This is a genomic window from Deltaproteobacteria bacterium, assembly GCA_016219225.1.
Lineage (GTDB): Bacteria > Desulfobacterota > RBG-13-43-22 > RBG-13-43-22 > RBG-13-43-22 > RBG-13-43-22.
Genome location: JACRBX010000256.1, coordinates 1 through 20,622, shown reverse-complemented (window position 1 = coordinate 20,622; position 20,622 = coordinate 1). Strand labels below are relative to the sequence as shown.

Here is a 20,622-nt window from a genome sequence, read left to right as displayed (position 1 = left end):
GACTGGAGAAACGACCTGGTTAAGGTAAGTTTAAAAGGGGGGGGGTTGCTTCTTCTGATGTCCCCCTTCTTATGGCGGTTAAAGGAAAAAATAAAAAACTTACAACACCTTGGTTTTACTGAAGATCATACTGAACCAACAGGGTCATTGGATTAGAAAAATTGCAAGCAACAAAAATAGGAGATTACCATGGATAGTCTGTCTGGAATCTATCTGTTGGGCATTGGAGTGTCTATAGCAATTCTCTTCTTCTTTATTTTTTCTTTATGGGGGGATATTACTTTTGGGTTCCTGATCTGGCTTTTTGCCGCTATTTTCCTGGGCAAGGAATTCTTCTTGATCTCCATTACCGGGGTGCCGGATATTTATATGGAACGATTGGTTTTTGTCGCCCTGTTGGCGGTTTTCATTTATGAGATCTGGATGGGACGGGGGGGGATATTACCGAATAACACTATAGACTACTTGATGTTATTGATGCTGGGGATTCTATTGGTTTCTATGTCCTTAACCGGTTTTCTGGCGGCCCGGGCCGATGAGCTGCAACCCTTTACCGCCTTTCTGAGCGGTTTTTTATACCCCTTTTTCTTTTATTATTTCGGCAAGACCATGATCAATTCCGAACAGAGGATCCGGATTCTGCTTTGGAGTTTTTTTCTGCTCTTCATTTATCTGGTCATTACCAACTACCTGGAGCATTTCAAGATCAACAGCCTGATCTTTCCCAAATACATCACCAATCCCCTGATCGGTATTCATTACGGTCGGGCCCGAGGGCCGTTCGGTCTGGCTCCGGTCAACGGCTGGTTTGTGGTCTCTCTTTTTATCCTGGCCCTTTTTTTGAGATCAAAGATCACTAATGAAGGCTTAAGGTTTTTTATGTTGCTACTTTTGCTCCTGTCGATTCCGGCCATATTTTACACTTACACTCGGGCGGTCTGGCTTTCTTTCCTCTTGGCGCCGTTGGCTGTTTTTATCTTTGCCAAGGGTATGGTTTTTCGTGCCCGCTTTCTGGTCTTCCCATTGATATTCTTACTACTTTATGTTTCTCTAAATTGGCAGAATATTTCCGGCGCGGAACGGGAGGCGGGAGGAGTTGTTCAGATCTCAGAGGTTCAGGACCGGATTGCCCTTTATGAAGCCACCAAGGCTATTTTTAAGGAGCGTCCAATTTTCGGGGTCGGATTTGGACGGTTTGGAAGGGAGGCCAACTTTTATGCGACCGGTCTGGGTGTAAGGACCAATGTCGCGGCCACTTCTCAGCATAACCTCTTTTTTTCATTGGCCTCCGAAGTGGGGATCATTGGCCTTCTTCCTTTCATCCTTATCCTTTTTTTCAGCTTGCGGTACAGTTGGTTGTTGTACCGTCAATCCGGGGAAGAAGGGATAATCAGCCGGGATCTGGTGGTTTCCTTCTGGGCCATAATGATTGTGTATATCGTCAATGCTTCATTTATTCAAACCCAATACTTTCCGTCGGCCAATGCCTTCATCTTTTTATGGATAGGCACCATAGTGGGCCTCTATCAGCGACGAAAACTGGAAGAATTTGATCAAGAACTTGAACCGGCCAGACCCGGAGAGCCCGTACATTTGCGAGTTTAAAGAACGAAACCGAGGAAGCGATTGATCGATGAAGGATCTCCCAAATCAATCCCTTTTGGTAAAGAGGTGCAAAGGATTAATCTGGAACCTGGCTTACATCTCCGGTCTTTTACACCTTTTGGAAAGGATAAAAAGAAAACCGGAATTTAAGGGGTTTATTTTTTTCTATCATCGTATTCACCCGGATCCAAAAGGTGACTTTCTTAATTTGAGTATTCCCCCATCCCTTTTTCAGAGACAATTGAATTTTTTAAAAAAAAAAGGAATTTTTGTTTCACTGGAGGAGTTTCTGTTTTCCTCAAAAAGGGCTCATTCATCGTCTCTTTCCATCCCCCAAATAGTCCTCACATTTGATGACGGTTATCAAGATGTTTTTGAATACGCCTGGCCGATCATGAGGTCAAACGGCATTTTCCCGACCTTTTTTATTTGTACCGATCCGCTGTTCAGGGGGATACCGCTTCTCTGGGACTTCCTGGCAAAGGCGGTACAGGATGATCCAAGAGAAGAACTCCAATTAAAAAATCCTTCAGGATTGAGTTCATGCTATTCTCTCAGAACCCCTTCGGATAAAATAAATACGGTCGGCCGACTGAATCAAATTCTTTTTGGTTATGAGCGTCAAGAGTTAAAAAAGGTCCTGGCCGATCTTTTCCCGGCGTTCAAGAGAAATAATAGAGGGGATGAGGAGAGGCTTTATTTAGGGCCGGAGCAAGTCAGGACCGCCTTTAAGGAGGGAATTCAGATTGGGGCCCACACAGCCTCCCATCCCTGTTTACCTGAAATCCCAAAGGAGGGATGGGAAAAGGAAGTTTTGGATTCGAAAAAAGAGCTGGAATCTCTATTAGACCGGGAAGTGCCCTTCTTTGCCTATCCGGCCGGAGAATTCAATTCCGAAGTCAGGAACTACATAGAGCACATTGGATTTAGGGCGGCTTTGACTACAGGGAAAAGGCCGGTTTTTTCAGATACTCAGGATCTCTATACCGTTCCCCGCATTTGCCCGGCTTTTGTGATCTCAAGGGGGAAATTTTATGCTTTGGTTTCAGGGGTAAAACCGGAATGGTTTGTTCCTTGACACCGTCCTTTTATGGAGGGGAGCTTTCAACACCAGGACACTGATCCGGACTGGGAAAGAAATGGTTTTTTTATGAGACTAATCGATATTGTTTATTCCCTTTGGAGGCGAAGGAGATGGGTGCTTCCATACCTGATCTCCGGACAGTTTTTAAAAAGGGAATCGACACCGGTTTCAGACCCGACCCATGTCCTTTTTTTAATAGTGGACCATTTTGAACCGTCTTACGGAAATGTGTATCCCAAACGGCAGTTGGAACGGGTAGAACAATGGAGGACCCGTTACCCGGAAACGATTCAGGGTTTCAGGGATAGTGAGGGCAAAAGCCCCCAATATACCTGGTTCTATTTCGGGGAGGAAGAGGGCCATCTGAAAAACCTTTCTGAATTGTGCTTTATGGGATTAGGAGAAATTGAACTGCATATTCACCATGGACCGGAGGACTGGATTCCCTACTATTGGAAGAAATGGACACAGGACGGTTTCATTGATTTAATTGAAAAACAAAAGGCCCTTTTTTCTAAATTTGGGGCCTTGATAACTGCGGAAGAATCCCCCCAAAAAATTTTTGGATTTATTCATGGCATGTTTGCCCTGGATAACAGTTTTTGGGAAGATTGCGGGTTGAAGGGGGAATTGGACCTTTTAAAGGACCTTGGCTGTTATGCCGATTTTACCTTTCCGGCCCCGGGTACCACCCAACCTCCTTTGATCAATTGCCACTATTTCCCTCAAGGGGACTCCAGACAAGGCCCTTCGTATTTTAAAGGGGAAGTCCTTAAAAGTGGAACCCTTAATAAGGATAAGGTCTTGATCTTCCAGGGGCCGTTAGGATATCTCCGGAAAGGAATGCACTTTTCTTTTGAAGACGGGTTGCTGGCTGAAGAACAACCGATAACCCCTGAGAGGATCCATTTTTGGATCTCTCGAGGAATTCATGTCCCGGGTCGCCCGGATTGGATTTTTGTCAAAGTCTATACCCATGGGACCAATGAGGGGAATCTGGAGTATCTCTTAGGAGAAGGGTTGTCTGACCTTTATAGCCAGTTACAGAATTTTTGTGAGGCCTCTCCCTCCTATCAGTTACATTATGTTACGGCCAGAGAAGCCTATAATATTGCAATGGCCGCTGCATCCGGAGCGGGGGGGAATCCGGGACAATTTCGGGATTATCTTATCCCGCCCTATGCTAATCGCGTTATTTCCTCCGATCAGCCTTATCGATTGGAAAGCTATACTCCGGGGGCCTGGTCTTTGAGCCTGATCCGTCCAGGGAAAACGTCCCTCCAGGTGGAAGGCGAACCCTCTATAAACCTGAAGGCTGATTTTTTGGTGCGGGTCCGGATGGTCCAAAATGAAGAAGGGGAATTGACCCTTCAAATGGAAGGCAAAGATCAAGTGGAGGGCCGGATTGGCCTGTCCCGTCCCAACTGCTTCAGAGTGTTACCGGAAGTCCTGGAAGGAACATTAGAGGTGTTGGATCGGAACGGGGGAACCGAAATGGTCTTTAAGGGGTTTTGTTCATCCCAGGGCCGGCTTCAAGTGGTTTGGAATCCTTTAGTTCGAAAATAGGGTCCGTCTTCCAAGGAGCCTATTTTTCATGCTTCGTGGTGCCATACCCCAAAAGGCGGGGCATGGCGGTTTAATGCGAAAATAATGTTTCAAGTTGCAAGAGGCAGGTTTTAAGCGTGAAAAACCTTGGACCCTGTACCTTGGAGGGATATTGATTTCGAGGTTGCAAAAGGCTTATCAGGAAGGAGGCCTTTCCCTGATATTCCACAGGGCGAAAGAGCATCTTTTTCAGACCCATTCAGCCTGGTGGTTTTGCCGGGACCTCCAAGAGCCTTTGCCCCGTTTTGATCTTCCTTTCCGGGTCGAACTTAGCCAGGAACCTCGGGAGTCGATTATTGAATACATGAAAAGGAAGAAATATCTTTCCGCAGAAGAATATAGGGTCGGGATGGAGAATGGACATTGGTTTTTGGGACTTATAGCCGACCAGGAAGTGAAAGGGTTCTGTAAATTGGGTTTCAGAAAGGTCTTTCTTTATGACACCCATACGATCCTGTCCCTCCCGAATGGTGCCAGCTTTATTTACGAGTACGAAGTGGATGAACCGTTACGGGGAAAAGGGGTAGGGAAGGTTATTGTCGCTACCGTCTTAAGGATGTGCGCCGAGGAGGGGTTGCGTTACACCTTCTGCCATATCCCTCCAAAAAACGTCGCTTCCACCCGGGTCGTTGAAGATTGCGGTTTCAGAAGGCTGGAATCCATACGATTTGTTGAGGTGGCTGGTTTTAAATGGAAAAGCCGGAAGATCGAAGATCTCCTGGCCCAGGCTATAAAGAATTGAACTGAGGCGTTTCATGGTTTGGAATAGATTTTCTCCTCCCGTAAAAGTTTTTCACATAACCAATACCTTACGAACCGGAGGAGCGGAAACTTCCCTTTGTCTTCTGGTAAAAAATCTTGATCGAAGCCGCTTTTCCCCCCTGGTAATCTGCACCAGAGAGGGCGGACCCTTGGAAGAGGATTTGGTGAAAGCGGGCATTCCGGTTAAGATTCTTAATCGTTCGCTTCGGTCGATCCTCCTCTTTCCTTTATTCCTCTGGGATGTGCTGGCAACCCTTTGGGATTTATATCGCCTTTTTAAAAGGGATCGCCCGGCAATTGTCCAAACCTATCTGCCCGCCAGCGAATACCTGGCCTTGATAGCCGGTAAATGGGCCGGTGTCCCCGGTTTGATTTATACTTTTCTGACCAGTAACTTTTTGCCCGAAAGACAAGGCCGAAGTTTACGGTCCTGGCTGAGAATAGGACTGACCCGTTTTCTTTGCAGGATTTCCCAGACGATAGTGGCCAATTCCCAGGCCGTAGAAAAAAAGCTCCTGAAGATTTTCCCGGAATATTCTCCTTGGATTCGAGTCATCCCGCAGGGCATTGATTTAAACCAGTTTGAGAGTATCTCTTCGGGAGGCGCGATAAAGAAAAAGATCGGTATGGGTCCGGATGCCTTGTTAATTACGGTAATAGGCAGGTTAAGTCCGGTTAAAAATCAGGCCATGCTTCTGAAGGCTTTCCAGGGATTATCCCAAAAGTATCCTGACCTACGCTTAGCTGTCGTCGGGGAAGGCCCTATGAGGGAGCCTCTTTTGGCTTTGAGGAGGGAGCTTGGGCTCGATCAAACGGTCCATTTTCTTGGCAGGATGCCCAGCGTGGCTGATGTCCTGGCCGAAACCGACATCTTTGTCAGCACCTCCCGTTGGGAAGGTCTTCCCCTGGCTATTTTGGAGGCTATGGCCGCTTCGGTACCGGTCGCTGCCACGGCCGTTCCCGGGATACAGGAATTATTGGAAGAAGAGGGAGGGGTCCTGGTCGCCCTGGACGATTGGGAGGAATTGGAAAGGACTCTGGATCGATTTATTCAGGATCCGGGGCTGCGGGAAAGGGTCGGGAGGAAGGGAAAAGAACGGGCCTCCAGATTCTATTCTTTGGATGCCTATATCCACCGATGGCAGGACCTTTATGAAGAACTCATTCGAAAGGCCCAATCCAGGGGGCTTCCAAAGGGAACCTTCAGCGAGTGAGAAATCATGACCTATAAGATCCTCTTCGTGGTGACCTCCTTAACTACCGGGGGGGCGGAAAGGTTGCTGGTTCAGATCCTTAAGCGGTTGAACCGGGATTTGTTTCAACCGGTAGTCGTTTGTCTCAAAGAGCCGGGTCCTCTGGCCGATGAGCTTTCCGCCTGGCAAATACCGGTTTACAGCCGGTTGCTTAAAAACAAGTACGATCTTCGGGTCTTTTTCCGTCTCTTGACCATTATTCGCCAGGAAAAGGTCCAGGTCCTTTGGGTCCATAGTACCGGGGATAAAATGTTCTGGGGACGTTTGACTGCTAAAATGGCCGGCGTTCCGGTTATCCTGGCCTCCATCCATTTTATGGGTAATGAAGGACAACGGGAGAGCATCCTGGGCCCTTTGAACAAAGCCCTGACCCCTATTACCGACCGATTTATGGCGGTTTCAGAGAACCAGGGACGCTACCTGATCGAGAATGAAGGCATCCCGTTCCAAAAGATGGTCGTCATTCCGAATGGAATTGATTTGGCGCATTTCCAACCACAGAAGACACCGGGGGAAGTCAGAGAGGCGCTTGGACTGGGTAAAAGGATATCGATCGTCGGACAGGTGGCCAACCTGAGGCCGGTTAAAGGTCATGGCCTGTTGCTTCAGGCCGTAAAGAGGGTGGTGGAAAAACAAAAAGAGGTCGCCTTTCTTTTGGTCGGGGATGGCCCCGAACGGAAGAGCCTGGAAAAGGTTTGTCTGGACCTTGGCCTGGACGGGGTGGTTCATTTTTTAGGCGATCGAAAGGATATACCGGATCTGATCGGGTGTTTCGATGTGGGCACCCTGACTTCCGAAATGGAAACTTTCCCCTTGGCTATTTTGGAATACATGGCCTTAGGAAAGCCGGTGGTAGCGCCGGACATCGGGGGTATCCCCGAATTGATCACCCATGGCATTGAAGGATTGCTCTTCCCCCCCGGCGATGCCGAGGCCCTGGCCGACCGCCTTCTTCAACTTCTTTCCCAACCCGGTTTGGCCCGGCGACTCGGGGAGGAGGGATTTAAGAGGGTAAAGGCTTCTTTTACCCTGGACCTGATGATACAGAGAATGGAAGACCTTTTACTTTCACTCCTCCGGCAAAAGGGGTTATAGGATGAGCCCTTTCCCGAAGCCGATTTTAATGATTGGTGCCCATCCTTATAAGGTGAAAGGGGGCGTTTCGGGCTGTGTTCGGAATATTCTTTCTTCTGATATCATTAAGGAATATAGGATAGAATATATCGCAACGATGGTCGACGGTTCCTGGTTTCTGAAGTTAGCAGTGGCGGTCCGGGCTTTTTTTGTTTTTTGGTATAAATTGCTGGTTTCCCGTTCCCCCCTGGTCCATGTCCATGGTTCCAAAGATGCCAGTTTTTATCGAAAGATGTTTTTTATGGGCTTGGCCCGAGCTTGGGGGAAAAAAATTATTTTTCATTGCCACAGCGGAAAATTCGATCAATTTTATTATTCCGGACCGGGTTGGCAAAAATCTTTAATTCGATGGGTCTTGTCCCTGTCTGATCGCATAGTGGTACTCTCCCCCCATTGGACCGCCTTTTTCTCTCAAATTGCCCCGGCCTCCAAGCTGAGGACCCTGGAGAATGCCGTCCCTTTGGCCTATTATCAACAGAAGGGATCCAAATTTTCCAAATCAATGGTACCCACCATCCTCTTTGCCGGCCTGTTGACCGAAAATAAAGGGATAATGGATCTCCTTTCCATCATTCCCCGACTGGTTGAAAAGGACCCGAAGATAAAAGTTCTTCTGGCCGGTTCCGGGGATTTTAAAAGGGTCCGGGCCTTCATGCGAAGCTCCGGCATCGAAGAATCGGTCCAACTCCTGGGCTGGGTTGATCCTGAACAGTTAACCCTATTATACCACCAGTCCCATCTATTTGTCCTCCCGTCTTACTATGAAGGGTTGCCCATGGTCATTTTGGAGGCCATGGCTTGTGGCCTTCCTATTGTCAGCACCCGGGTGGGAGGGATTCCGGAGCTTATTCAAGATGGTGAAAACGGGATTTTGATTGAGCCAGGAGACCGGAAGGCCCTGGTTGAGGCCCTGTCTACCTTGCTGTCTGATCCGCTCCGCCGGAGTGAGATGGCCGAAAAAAATATGCAAAAAATCAGGGAACAATATGATATACCTGTCTATGTTGAAAAATTAAGCAGCCTTTATCGGGAACTCCTGGGAGAGAACTAATGATTAAAAATATCCTGGAAGATTTTAAGGACTTTGAGAATTATCAAGAGGAATGGGAGAAATTGCTGGAGGGTTTGCCGGCCGATTCACCTTTTTTGACCTATGAATGGCTCTCCACCTGTTGGAAACATTTCCAGAAAGACAAGAAACTGATGGGGATGGTTTTTAAGGACGGAAGCCAACTGGCAGGGATCATTCCCTTGATGACTTATCATGAAACCATAAAATTCTATCCGTTGCGGAAAATTTCTCTGGTGGGTCAGGGACATTCCGATCGTGCCGATCTGATTATCGGAAAAGACAAAGGGAAGGTCGTCGATGCCCTTATAGAATTTTTTGCTGAAGATTTTCGTAACTGGGATGTGATCCATCTGGAGCAGATTCCAGAAAAATCGGATTCCATCGGGATGTTGCGGCATTGTGCCCGAAAAAGGGGGTTATTGTTTGAATGCTGGGAACAGTCCGTTTGTCCTTATATCGTGCTCAATCAAGAGCTGGGCCGGATGATGGAAAAACGGGACGGATCTTTTAGAAAAGAAATTCGGAAATCGGCCCGAAGACTCCAGGATATGGGGAAGATCACCTTTTCCCGTTCGATCACCCATGAGAATATAGAGAAGTTGATTGAAACGGCTGCTTTTGTGGATGAAAAAAGTCATAAGGTCCTGGAAGGCAAAACCCTTTTTACCAACCCGATCACCCGGGAATTCCTCAAGGATGCGGCCAGGGCCTTATCCCATAGAAAATGGCTCGATTTCGCCACCCTGGAATTAAATGAAGTCCCGATAGCCTACGAATATCATTTTCGTTATAAAGAAAAAAACTTTGCCTATACCGGTTCCTATGATCAGACTTATGCTTCCTTTGCCCCGGGTACGGGTATCATGTATCGGCTTATCCAGGATTCCATCGATCTCGGGTTAAAAGAATACGACCTTCTCCAAGGGGGGCATGAATATAAATGGCGATGGACCAATCTGGGCCGAAAACACTATCAAATTATGATTATCAATAACACCCATTATGCCAAAATTTTTCATTTTCTGAAATTCAGATCCCGCAAGGAATGGCGGGAAAAAACCCAGGTCGAAGAACTGCCAATGGGTGAAGAGGAGCGCCACGAAACGTGAAAAAACAAATATCGAATATCGAATATCGAATAATGAATGTCGAAGGAAGACAAAAAACAAATTACTCATGCCTGGGGCGGGCACCACAAAGCATGAAAATAGATTTAAGGTCCAAGGGCTTACATACTTGCAACCTGCACCTTAATTTTCGAACTATGGTAAAACATTGACTTTAATTACTCCGAACTCCGAACTCCGAACTCCGAACTCTTCTACCGGAACTCCGCAATCCGCAATCCGCAATCCGCAATCGCTGTTATCGGGGCGCCGGGTCCTTTTTATTGTTGAAAATCTCCCGGTCCCTTTCGATACCCGCCCCTGGTTGGAAGCCCAGGCCCTTAAAGAAGCCGGCATGGAAGTGGCCATTATCTGCCCCCGGGGGAAGGGTTATGAAGCCCCTTACGAATTTCTAAAGGGGATTCATATTTATCGTCACCCCTTTCCCATCGAAGCCGGGAGGGCTATGGAATATCTATTGGAATATGGGCTGTCCCTTTTTTGGGAATTCTTTTACAGCCTGAAGATATTTCGCAAGATGCGATTCGAGGTCATTCATGTGGCCAACCCTCCAGATCTCCTTTGTTTGATCGGTTTAGCTTATAAATGGCTCGGGGTTCGGTTTGTTTATGATCAGCACGATATCTGCCCGGAGGTTATGGAGGCCAAATTCGGCAAGAAAGGGATTCTGTATAAGGCCCTGGTCTTCTGGGAACGGGTCAGTTATTGGGCCGCTGATCTGGTTGTTGCTACCAATGAGTCCTATCGTGATCTGGCCATCGAGCGGGGCCAGGTGAATCCCCGGAAGGTTTCTGTGGTCCGAACCGGGCCGGATTTGTCCCGGATCCCTTCGGAGGTTAAGAAAGACGATTCCCTTAAAAAGGGAAAACGCTTTATGGTCGGCTATGTCGGCGTCATTGAAAAACAGGAAGGGTTGGATTATCTGGTTCAGGTGGTCAAGGAGATTGTTCAGGGTTTTCAAAGGCAGGACATCCTGTTTATGATCGTCGGTGGAGGGACTCAGGTGCCCTTTATACAAGGGTTGGTTAAAAAAGAAGGGCTGGAGGATTTTTTCCATTTTACCGGCAGGGTATCCGATGAAATCCTTTTTAACTGTTTGGGGAATTGTGAGGTCTGTGTCAATCCCGATTTGTTTAATGAGGCCTCCAATAGGTCGACCATGCGAAAGATCATGGAATATATGGCCCTGGGAAAAGCGATGGTTCAAACCGAGGTGATCGAAGGCCGGTATACCGCCCAAGAGGCCTCTTTATATGCCCGGCCGGATGACCAAAAAGATTTTGCCGAAAAGATCTTGTACCTGTTGGATCATCCTGAAGAAGCCAAGCGGCGGGGATTGATAGGAAAGAAAAGGATACATGAATCGCTGCATTGGGGAGTCCAGAAACAAAATCTGATAACGGCGTATGAAAATCTATTCAAAAAATTGATAGTCTAGGAATTTGCATTTTGGACGCAGATAAACTCGGATCGGCAGAAGGCCGATCGTGCAGATTGCCAAGATTTTGAGTATAAAGAATGATGTTCCTGTAAAGACTCGTCATTCCCGCGCAGACGGGAATCCAGGCCATCGGTAACCTTGCAAAACACTGGATTCCGGCTTTCGCCGGAATGACGAAATGCGGGTTCTGGCGACTTCCAAATAACTTAGCTTTTTTATTGCCAAGTTATTTTCTGATACAGCGCCGCAATGCGGCGTTTCATAGCTTTTTACGAACTTGTTAAGAATAGTTATCTGCGTGTATCGGCGAAAATCTGCGTCCTAATTTAGTACTTGATACTGGATGCTTGATAACTTATAACTCATTGTAATAATTTGTAAACCCATGAGCCCCTGGATCTTCAACCGACTCCGCTTAATGCCTTTTCCGGAAATAGGGCTTCGGCTTTACCGGAAGATTCGGGTCAAGATCTGGGAGATCCTTCTGCCTTTGACCGGAAGAAAATTTATTTTTGCATCAAGAGGCCGTTCTAAGCCCCCAAGAGATTTGCTGGGAGAATTGCCTGACCGTTTCCCCGTCCGTTTGGATCCGGAATTCCGGACCCGGTATGAAAGATATTTCCCTCCGGACCAGGTAATGAAAGAGGGGGAAACCCTGGTTAAGGGGAAAATTCCGGTTTTTAATGGGATCTATGATTTCGGTGAAGGTGTACCAGATTGGCACCGGGATCCCCAAAACCCTGTCCCCTGGCCGAAAGTTTTTTTCAGCCACCTGGATCATAATGACCTTCGCTATGGCCGGCTGCTCAATGTTTGGGAAGTAAACCGTCAATTCTACTTCTATGATTTGGGAAAGGCTTATTATTTAACCCACGACGAACGGTTTGCCCAAACCCTTCTGACCCATCTGAAATCCTGGATTGATGAAAACCCTGTCGGGATAGGGATAAACTGGTTCAGCCCCATGGAAAACGGACTCCGCATGATCAGTTGGCTATGGGGATTATTTTTTATTTTAGATCAGGAAAGATCAACCGATGACCTGTCCTCTTTATTGCCCCAGGAATTGCGGCAGAAGATCTTGACTTCAATTTATTGGCAAACCACCTTCATAGAAAAAAACCTATCAAAATATTCTTCTGCCAATAATCACCGGATCGGAGAGGCCCTTGGTCTTTTCTGGGTGGGATCTCTGCTCCCGGGCCTCCGGCGTTCAAAAAAATGGCGGAAAAAGGGCTGGAAGATTCTTTGTCAAGAAATTGAAATCCAGATTTTTCCGGATGGTGTCCCTCGGGAACAGAGTACACGCTACCTCTTTTATGTTTTTGATCTTTATACGCTGGCCCTTCTCTTGGCCCGAAAGGAAAATCTGCCTATTCCCCGGGTGCTTTGGGATCGTTTGGAAAAGATCTGTGAATATGTTATGGCCCAGATGGACGAAGGAGGAAATCTTCCCGATCTGGGGGATTCCTCGGACGGATTGGCTTGTAAACTCCATACGGACCCAATTCATCCTTATCGCTCTTTGCTCACCACTGGGGCGGCCTGGTTTAAGCGAGGGGATTTTAAACTCCGGGGGGGGAGGCTGGACGAACGGAATTTCTGGTTAGGTAAAAAAGAAGACCTTGAAGGATATGAAAAAGTAAAGGAAGAGCTTCCCGAACAGGGCTCCCGAGTTTTTTCCGATGGAGGACAGGTTGTTTTAAGAAAAGGAAGAGGGTCCGATGAGGCGGTGCTGTCTCTGGATGCCGGACCTTTTGGATTTCTTTCCATCGCTGCCCATGCCCATGCCGATGCCCTTTCCTTTACCTTAAGTCTGGGGGGCAAACCGGTTCTGATTGATCCCGGGACCTACCTTTATCATGACGGGGGGGCCTGGCGTGATTATTTCAGAGGAACCCGGGCCCATAATACCATTGAAATCGACGGGCTCGATCAGGGACAGTCCGGGGGGCCTTTTATGTGGTTGACCAAACCGGAGACAGGGATCAGAGAGATTTCAATCGGGCCGGACAGGGCTTCTATACGGGCTTTTCACCAGGGATATGAGCGGTTACCCTTTCCGGTTCATCATGAACGGTCTATACTTTGGGATTGTCACCGCCAATCCTGGACCATCCTGGACCGGCTGGAGACCCAGGGGCCACACACACTCCGGGAAATGTTCCATTTCCATCCCCAGTGCCGGGTCCGGCTTCTTCACTCCCATCTTTTTGAGATATCCATCGATGAACCGATTCTTTTTTTGGAACTGGATAATTGCCTTCAAGTTTCTTTGCATTGTGGTCAGGAGGACCCTATCCGGGGTTGGTATTCTTTTTCTTTTGGAGAAAAGGTCCCCGCTTCAACCTTGGTGGGAGAAATGACTATTCGAAAAATGGAAATACTTCAAACCGTATTGAGAAGACCGTGAGTTGTGACGGACTTATAAGAAGACCCTCAATTTTTAATAAGATGGTGAGTTATCATGAACTCGCAACAGACCGAACGTCATCTGTTTAACCTTGGGGATTTTTACAAAGCTGTCTGTTGAAAGCTTTCAAGGTTTGACTCGACAACATCTAAGAGCTGAAGCCCTATTGGGGTTTTGAGAAAGGATCGTTTCATGAGCCAAATAAAAGAGTATAAAGTCTGGTCCGACCAACGGTCCTTATCGGTTCTTATTTTCCTTTACCTCCTTTTTCATCTCCCCTTCCTGGGCATCGGATTCGGTGAACCCGATGCCTGGAGAAACGGGTTGAATGCCCTGAAGATCGGTGAAGGATTGGGTTACTCACCCAATAGGATTCCCGGGTTTCCGGTGGTCGAATTGGCTTTTGGGTTTCTGGCCATGGTTGTTTCTCCGGAAAGGCTTTGGGTCTATACCAATTTGTCAACCCTTTTGATAGCCTTGTGGGGGATGACCACTTTTTTTAAGATCGCTCGATTCCACAATATCTCTCAACCTATAGTCCCGGTATTGCTCCTCTACTTTATTCCGGTGATCTTTATCAATGCCGCTTCCTCAATGGATAATTTGTGGGCCATGACCTTCCTCTTGATAGCTTATTGGCTTATCCTCCAAGTGAAGCCCAATCGGGCCGTTCTTTTTTTTATCTTGGCCATAGGGAGCCGGCTTACTTCGGCCATTTTTCTCTTCCCTTTTCTGATCGGCCTGGTATGGAATCAACAAGTATTTCCGAAAAAGGAAGCAATGCGTACCACTGTTTTATTGATTGTATCCGTCATTGCGATGGCTGCGATCTATCTATTTTTGAATCTGGAATTTCTGGGTTTATTAAAAGAAAATGTCGTTATCCCCCGTGATTATTTTAGAAGCGGCTACTATTTCATGCAGCAGGTTTTCGGTCTGCCGGGGACCTTGTTTTTAGCGACGATGATTGTGTGGCAGTGGAAAAAAATTCCTTCCTGGAATTGGGAATGGTCCTTTTTGGCTATGACGGCCGGAATATTTGGTCTTCTCTTTCTCTATCGACCGGAAAAACCGGCTTATCTCATCCCGGTGTTCCCTTTCTTTGTTCTTTTTATCTCAAGATGGTTGAAAGGGAACCTAAGTTATATATTGACAGGGTTGATTATCCTCAATAATATTATTTCATTTATGGTTGTTCAGAACACCCCGCAAGGATTGACTTTGAGCTGGATGAGTAAAGGCATCACTTGGGAGAGTTTCCAGCGATCAGAGCAGTATGTAAAGGATGCGGATTTTCTGATTCGATTTCCTTACCCACAGGAGACCAAAGTGGAAACAGGCTGGCGTCATCCGGTTGTTTTGTATCTCCTGAAACTCCCGGCTTATCAGGAGCGAAAAAAGGAATTAGCTAAAAATGGGATTGTCTTTCCGGAAAACCTGGGAAAAGAAAATAAAAGGCACACTTATTGGGTCTTTGGGGCTATGCCTTATAATAAGGAAAGACAATTTTTGTCTACCAGAGGATACCAAATCATCTATCCACCTTCCACTCAGGTAGGGTCTGAAAAACGTCAGGTTAGATAAAATGGGGTTGAGTGGGAGGCAAAAGAAGGGAATTTTCAGTATGGATTATAAGGATCAAGTAGTGGTGGTTACCGGGGCCGGTGGATTCATCGGGAGTCATTTGACCGAGGCCCTTCTCAAGGCCGGGGCCAAGGTCAGTGCCCTGGTCCGTTACAGTTCTCATAATTACTGGGGGTTTTTGGAACCTTACAAGGGCGATCTCCATCCGCGGTTAACGGTTATGGCCGGAGATATCCGGGATCCTTCCTTTGTTGAAAAGATGCTAACCGGGGTCGATTATGTTTTTAATCTGGCCGCCTTGATTGCCATACCGTATTCGTACCAGGCCCCCATGTCCTACGTGGAGACCAATATCCATGGTTGTCTGAATGTCTTGGAGGCCTGCCGCCGGCATTCGGTGCGGCGTCTGATCCAGACCTCGACCAGTGAGGTCTATGGGACGGCCCGCTATACCCCTATTGATGAAGAGCACCCTTTACAGGCGCAATCCCCCTATTCGGCGACCAAAATCGCCGCGGATAAACTGGCCGAAAGTTATTATCGCTCCTTCGATCTTCCGGTAACTATCCTCCGGCCTTTTAATACTTTTGGGCCCCGCCAGTCCCTTCGGGCGGTCATTCCAACCATCCTTACCCAGGCCCTGGCCGGTACCTCGATCCGTCTGGGGAGTCTGTTGCCGATTCGAGACTTGACTTACGTGAGCGATACGGTTCGGGCCTTTATGGCCTCGGCCCTCAGTCCAGAGACCTTAGGCAAGACAGTCAACTGCGGATCGGGACGGGGAGTGACCATCGGGGAATTGGTTGAGATCGTCGGGAAATTGCTTAAACTCTCTTTGGAGGTTCAACAGGAGGACGAGCGGCTGCGCCCTGAACGCAGTGAGGTATTCACCCTGATTTGCAACAACACCCTGGCTAAAGAGATCATGGCCTGGCAGCCGGAGGTTGGGCTGGAACAGGGATTATCCCGGACCATCGACTGGTTCAAAGAGCATTTCAAAGGGGGTTCGGTCGGGACCTATGTGGTCTGATTAACTCTAAAAGGAGACTCTAACCATGGAAGCGTTGATACTGGCCGGAGGGTTGGGAACCCGTCTTAGCCCTTATACGGCCATCTTACCGAAACCGTTGATGCCGGTGGGCCAAATGCCGATTCTGGAGTTGATCATCCGTCAGTTACAGTATAGCGGTATCGACCATGTTACCCTGGCCGTCAGTTATCTGGGAACCCTGCTTCAGGCCTATTTTGGCGATGGCAGCCGGCTGGGGGTAAAGATCGACTACCAGTGGGAAGATCACCCTCTGGGGACAGCCGGGGCCATCTCCCTTTTTAACCCGGAGGAAGATGATTTCCTGGTCATGAACGGGGATATTCTGACCACCCTTAATTACCAGGCCCTGTTTTCTGCACACAAAAGTAAAAAGTCCCTGGCGACCATTGCTTCCTTTGAGAAACAAGTCAAGATCGATCTGGGGGTTTTGGAAATCGACGAACAGGGCACCCTGTTGGATTATGTGGAGAAACCCATTAAGACCTACATGGTCAGTATGGGAATCAATGTCTTCAATAAAAAGGTATTGGAATATCTGAAGGCCGAAGACCACATTGATATCCCGGAATTGATGCTGCTCCTGAAAAATAAAGGGGAGAGGATTTATTGTTACAGCGAGCCCTGCGAATGGTACGACATCGGACGGGTCGAAGATTTTACCATGGCCCAGCAATTGGTCCAGGAGCGGTTAGATCAATTTCTTCCCGGGGGATCCAAATGACGACCGCTTCCATTCTGATTACCGGAATCAATGGATTCACCGGACGCCATCTGTTGGCGGCCCTGGAGGACAAAGGTCTGACCTCCATCGTCGGAGTGGGTCAATCCCTGTTCGGGTTTGGTCCAAGATACCTGCCGGTGGATCTCAGAGATACACCGAAGGTGGAAGAACTCCTTAAGGCGGTTCAGCCCGATTATATTTATCACTTGGTCGGCCAGATCCGGGGAGAAAATACCCCGGATCTGGTCCGGGTTAATGTGGTTACCACAGTGAATATACTGGAAGGGGTGTCTCGAATTTATCCCAGGAGTAAGGTGTTGATCATCGGGTCGGCCTCCGAGTACGGTCCCCACCCTGAAATAGACCGACTTCGAGAAGATACCCCTTGTCTTCCGGCCGGAAGTTATGGCTTATCCAAAAAGCTTCAGACGGATATTGCCCTGCATTTTCACCGGGTGCGAGGCGTTCAGGTGATCATCGCTCGCCCCTTTAATCTCCTGGGTCCTTATCTGCCTAATGGTCTGGTAGCCAGGGATCTGACCCAGCGCATAAAAAATTTGTCTCCTGAAGATCAGACCTTACCTGTCCGGGGAATGGATTCGGTTCGGGACTTTTTGGATGTTCGTGATGCCATTTCCGCTTATATCCGGCTGATGGAACAGGGGGACCTGGGAAAGATCTACAACATCTGTTCGGGTAGGGGACGGACCATCAAAGAAGTGGCTGAGCATCTTCTGAAAATAGCCGGATTTAGCAAGCGGATAAGAGTAATCAATGAAGGGGAAATATCCCGGGATCATTATGTGGGCGATCTGGATTTGATTTTTAAAATAGGCTGGCAGTCGAGGTATACCTTTGAAGAGAGCCTGAAGGCGGTTTATTCAACGAATCCGATTCGATAATGAAATTTTCGGAAAATCCATTTCGGCAAAGGGCTTTACTTTTCACTGGGCTCCTTTTTATTTTTGGCCTGTCGGCAATATTTGCATACTCAAACATCCTGAATGCCTTTTTCCTGGCCGATGATTTTGAGTTGATCCTGGGAGCGAAAAAATTCGGGCCTTTTGCCCCTTGGACCCCCGGTGCCGCACAGGGTTTCTTCCGCCCTTTGATCACCTTAAGCTTTTTTATTGATTATCGTTTATGGGCTCTTAACCCCACCGGGTATCATGCGACTAATCTCATCTGTCATGCCTTTAATTCACTGCTTATCTTCTTAATCGGTTTTACCCTGTTGTCCCGACAAAAACCTTCTCCGGTTGATCCCCGGCTTTTGGCTTTCCTCTCCGGCTTCTTTTTTTTGATTTTGCCCTGCCACACCGAGTCTGTAACCTGGATCTCCGGAAGAACGGATCTGGTGGCTACCTTTTTCTGCCTGGCTTCCTTTCGGGCCTATCTCAGTTTTCAGGAAAAAAGGAAGATCGTTACGCTGTCCCTTTCCATGCTCTTTTTTCTTTTGGCCTTATTGTCAAAGGAATCCATCCTCCTTTATCCCCTGCTTATTCTTGGTTACGAGGGTTATGAGGTCTATGCTTTCAGATTTAAGAAAGAAAATTGGATGTGGTGTCTTTGGGTGGCCATTCTTTTTGGTGTGGTCTTTTGTCTCTATATAATCATAAAATATGCCGCATCAGGGTCGGTCACTCTGGGCTACGGCCTGGGAGCCCATTTCGGTCTTCGTCCTCTTAAGGTGTTTAAAGATGTTCTGCTTTTTCTGACCAGACCCTTTATCCCTCCCATTTCTGTCGATTTTCAGACCTTCCTCCATTTTAAGGCCCTGATTGCTGAGCAGATCCCTTTTTGGGTCCGGATGATTACGGCTATTCTATTGGCAGGATTTTTGCTCTTCATTTTACCCAAGCTTTACCAGAAAATAATCAAAAATCATTTCCAAAAAGAAATGCTCGGACTGCTGTTGTTTTTATTCTTTGGGGCGGTTCTTTTCTTTATTCCGGCCTTGAGCTCGGGTATTTCCCTTAGAGATACCAATAACGAACGGTTTATCTACCTGCCGTCGGCCTTTTATTCTATTTTCTTGACCTTGATTTTCCTGCTCTTATTTAAAAAGAAAATATTTTGTGTAGGTGTTTTTATTGGGCTATTTATGATTTTTACCATTTCGTTGCACCGTTTAAACGAAAACTGGCGGATAGCCGGAGAACTTTCCAGAAATGCGGTCCAGGATCTGTTAAAGGTCGAGGGGAATAGCGGGAAAATTTACCTGGTCAGTCTTTCCGGAGAGATGCGAGGGGCTCATATTCACGTCAGCATTCAGGATGCGGTTGATCTCTTCAGCCAGCGAAAACCAAGTGAGATCATCGTAATTTCCTATTTATATATGTTCCGGTCCGAAGACGGGATCACGGTAACCAAAGAAGGGGATATTTATCGGGTAACTACAACCAACCCCCGGGGGTATTTTTTTTCTTATTTCTATCCCTTAAACCAGGGCACGGTTGACACCCGGTTCTTTGAACTGGTTCCCGCTCGGGTCAATCTTTTTGATTTTCGGCTTAAGGAAATCCGGGCCGGCGATCGTTTGATGTCCTTATCCCGGGGTAGATTGGTCACATTAGAAAATCTTTAAAAATCAACAACTTTATTATCCGATTAAAATCCGAGCCCATAATCGCCATTAAAAGATCAAAAGCAAAGATAAGATGTGATTACATGACAAGTCCGATGGCTAACGCGGGGAAAGGGCTTCAAGTTCTTATAAAAGGGGAATGGGGGAAAAAATTAAGAAGTGATAAATTTTTTCTTGGATTTTTCTCAATTTTAATAGTTGGACATTTGTTATGGATCGTTATCCTTCCGATTCTTCCTTTTGTGGATCTACCCTTTCATCTGGCCTCTTCTACTGTCTCAAGATACTACGGACAAGAAACTAATGAATTTCAAAATTATTTCTCTATTAACCTCTCTTTAAAACCCAATGTTATATATTTTCTCTTTACTTCCCTAAAGATTTTCCCAACTGTTGAGGCCGCTAATAAAATATTTTTTGGGATATATATTGTTTTATTTCCCTTGTCAGTCTTATTAATCATAAGGAGGTTTGGAGGTAATTATTGGTATGGGACCTTAACTTTTTTAGTACTTTACAACTTTAATGTTAATTGGGGATTTACAGGATTCATGTTTTCCCTTCCCTTTGTTTTGCTGGCTTTTGTTGTCACCATAGACTTCCTGGAAGAGGGGACCTCGTGGAAGGCCATTTTATTGTCGGTTTTATTAGGCAGCCTTTATTTTTTCCATTTATTAGCCGCGGTTTTTTCTCTTACGTTATTCGTTAGCTGCTGTTTTTACCGGTACAGATATTCTTTCAAACTACTCATCAGTAAACTGCTCCCTGCCGTTCCGGTGATATTGATATTAAGCTGGTGGTTTATCAATGCCCCCAAAGGGAATGAAAGTATTTCAGATCAGATAGTTAATTATTTTACAAAGTTTCCTTACAGCCTGGACGGCAAATTGGCCTTTTTGGTTTGGGATAATTATTTTCTCTTTGAAGGTGCGAAAGGCTATTGGGTCGCTGCAGGATTAGGTTTTATCGGCCTTGTTGTTCCTTTGAAAAATATTTTTCTAAGTAAGAGAAACCTTCTCGAGAACAATAATAATAATCAAAATTATTTGTATTGTTTTCTGGGCTGTTCTGTTTTTTTTGTTGTTTTTTTACCGCATAAGATTCCCGATCTATGTTTTGAATTATATAGACGATTTATTGTGTTTGTTTTTATTGGCATTTTTATTTGGGGCAGTCTGAGGGG

The 20,622-nt window shown here is 46.7% G+C and carries 16 protein-coding genes; all 16 read left to right on the top strand.

Annotated features, from left to right (window positions below; translation table 11 throughout):
* Positions 1 to 189: 189 nt before the first annotated feature.
* Positions 190 to 1,605 carry an O-antigen ligase family protein gene (locus tag HY879_21215; protein MBI5605862.1) on the top strand — a complete coding sequence of 472 codons (1,416 nt, stop codon included), beginning with the start codon at positions 190 to 192 and terminating at the stop codon, positions 1,603 to 1,605.
* Between the two features lie 28 nt (positions 1,606 to 1,633).
* Positions 1,634 to 2,683 carry a polysaccharide deacetylase family protein gene (locus tag HY879_21210; GenBank protein ID MBI5605861.1) on the top strand — a complete coding sequence of 350 codons (1,050 nt, stop codon included), beginning with the start codon at positions 1,634 to 1,636 and terminating at the stop codon, positions 2,681 to 2,683.
* A gap of 120 nt (positions 2,684 to 2,803) precedes the next feature.
* On the top strand, positions 2,804 to 4,255 hold the full coding sequence (locus HY879_21205; protein ID MBI5605860.1) for a hypothetical protein: 1,452 nt from the start codon (positions 2,804 to 2,806) through the stop codon (positions 4,253 to 4,255).
* A gap of 151 nt (positions 4,256 to 4,406) precedes the next feature.
* Complete coding sequence (locus HY879_21200; GenBank protein MBI5605859.1) at positions 4,407 to 5,036, top strand: GNAT family N-acetyltransferase; 630 nt, start codon at positions 4,407 to 4,409, stop codon at positions 5,034 to 5,036.
* 13 nt (positions 5,037 to 5,049) lie between these two features.
* Positions 5,050 to 6,270, top strand: a complete 1,221-nt coding sequence (locus tag HY879_21195; protein ID MBI5605858.1) for a glycosyltransferase — start codon at positions 5,050 to 5,052, stop codon at positions 6,268 to 6,270.
* Positions 6,271 to 6,276: 6 nt separating this feature from the next.
* Complete coding sequence (locus tag HY879_21190) at positions 6,277 to 7,404, top strand: glycosyltransferase (protein MBI5605857.1); 1,128 nt, start codon at positions 6,277 to 6,279, stop codon at positions 7,402 to 7,404.
* Position 7,405: 1 nt separating this feature from the next.
* Positions 7,406 to 8,494, top strand: a complete 1,089-nt coding sequence (locus HY879_21185; protein MBI5605856.1) for a glycosyltransferase family 4 protein — start codon at positions 7,406 to 7,408, stop codon at positions 8,492 to 8,494.
* A complete protein-coding gene (locus HY879_21180) occupies positions 8,494 to 9,624 on the top strand; it encodes a GNAT family N-acetyltransferase (protein MBI5605855.1) in 1,131 nt (376 codons plus the stop codon). The genes HY879_21185 and HY879_21180 overlap by 1 nt, the downstream gene beginning before the upstream one ends.
* 235 nt (positions 9,625 to 9,859) lie before the next feature.
* Positions 9,860 to 11,080, top strand: coding sequence for a glycosyltransferase family 4 protein (locus HY879_21175; GenBank protein MBI5605854.1), 1,221 nt, complete (start codon positions 9,860 to 9,862; stop codon positions 11,078 to 11,080).
* A gap of 388 nt (positions 11,081 to 11,468) precedes the next feature.
* A complete protein-coding gene (locus HY879_21170; GenBank protein ID MBI5605853.1) occupies positions 11,469 to 13,496 on the top strand; it encodes an alginate lyase family protein in 2,028 nt (675 codons plus the stop codon).
* Between the two features lie 192 nt (positions 13,497 to 13,688).
* Positions 13,689 to 15,080, top strand: coding sequence for a hypothetical protein (locus HY879_21165; GenBank protein ID MBI5605852.1), 1,392 nt, complete (start codon positions 13,689 to 13,691; stop codon positions 15,078 to 15,080).
* Positions 15,081 to 15,120: 40 nt separating this feature from the next.
* Positions 15,121 to 16,110 carry an SDR family NAD(P)-dependent oxidoreductase gene (locus tag HY879_21160; GenBank protein ID MBI5605851.1) on the top strand — a complete coding sequence of 330 codons (990 nt, stop codon included), beginning with the start codon at positions 15,121 to 15,123 and terminating at the stop codon, positions 16,108 to 16,110.
* Positions 16,111 to 16,135: 25 nt separating this feature from the next.
* On the top strand, positions 16,136 to 16,852 hold the full coding sequence (locus HY879_21155) for an NTP transferase domain-containing protein (GenBank protein MBI5605850.1): 717 nt from the start codon (positions 16,136 to 16,138) through the stop codon (positions 16,850 to 16,852).
* On the top strand, positions 16,849 to 17,754 hold the full coding sequence (locus HY879_21150) for an NAD-dependent epimerase/dehydratase family protein (protein MBI5605849.1): 906 nt from the start codon (positions 16,849 to 16,851) through the stop codon (positions 17,752 to 17,754). The genes HY879_21155 and HY879_21150 overlap by 4 nt, the downstream gene beginning before the upstream one ends.
* The gene (locus HY879_21145) at positions 17,754 to 19,439 is read left to right on the top strand and encodes a hypothetical protein (protein ID MBI5605848.1); all 1,686 of its coding nucleotides are present in this window, start codon (positions 17,754 to 17,756) and stop codon (positions 19,437 to 19,439) included. Before HY879_21150 ends, HY879_21145 begins: the two co-directional genes overlap by 1 nt.
* Positions 19,440 to 19,522: 83 nt before the next feature.
* The coding region (locus tag HY879_21140) for a hypothetical protein (GenBank protein ID MBI5605847.1) at positions 19,523 to 20,622 on the top strand (1,100 nt) is incomplete at its 3' end.

What these genes read in the sequence shown, in the direction of transcription:
- HY879_21215 (MBI5605862.1), top strand. Translation starts at nt 190, where the DNA reads ATGGATAGTCTGTCTGGAATCTATCTGTTGGGCATTGGAGTGTCTATA.
- HY879_21210 (MBI5605861.1), top strand. Translation starts at nt 1,634, where the DNA reads ATGAAGGATCTCCCAAATCAATCCCTTTTGGTAAAGAGGTGCAAAGGA.
- HY879_21195 (MBI5605858.1), top strand. Translation starts at nt 5,050, where the DNA reads ATGGTTTGGAATAGATTTTCTCCTCCCGTAAAAGTTTTTCACATAACC.
- HY879_21190 (MBI5605857.1), top strand. Translation starts at nt 6,277, where the DNA reads ATGACCTATAAGATCCTCTTCGTGGTGACCTCCTTAACTACCGGGGGG.
- HY879_21185 (MBI5605856.1), top strand. Translation starts at nt 7,406, where the DNA reads ATGAGCCCTTTCCCGAAGCCGATTTTAATGATTGGTGCCCATCCTTAT.
- HY879_21180 (MBI5605855.1), top strand. Translation starts at nt 8,494, where the DNA reads ATGATTAAAAATATCCTGGAAGATTTTAAGGACTTTGAGAATTATCAA.
- HY879_21170 (MBI5605853.1), top strand. Translation starts at nt 11,469, where the DNA reads ATGAGCCCCTGGATCTTCAACCGACTCCGCTTAATGCCTTTTCCGGAA.
- HY879_21165 (MBI5605852.1), top strand. Translation starts at nt 13,689, where the DNA reads ATGAGCCAAATAAAAGAGTATAAAGTCTGGTCCGACCAACGGTCCTTA.
- HY879_21160 (MBI5605851.1), top strand. Translation starts at nt 15,121, where the DNA reads ATGGATTATAAGGATCAAGTAGTGGTGGTTACCGGGGCCGGTGGATTC.
- HY879_21155 (MBI5605850.1), top strand. Translation starts at nt 16,136, where the DNA reads ATGGAAGCGTTGATACTGGCCGGAGGGTTGGGAACCCGTCTTAGCCCT.
- HY879_21150 (MBI5605849.1), top strand. Translation starts at nt 16,849, where the DNA reads ATGACGACCGCTTCCATTCTGATTACCGGAATCAATGGATTCACCGGA.
- HY879_21145 (MBI5605848.1), top strand. Translation starts at nt 17,754, where the DNA reads ATGAAATTTTCGGAAAATCCATTTCGGCAAAGGGCTTTACTTTTCACT.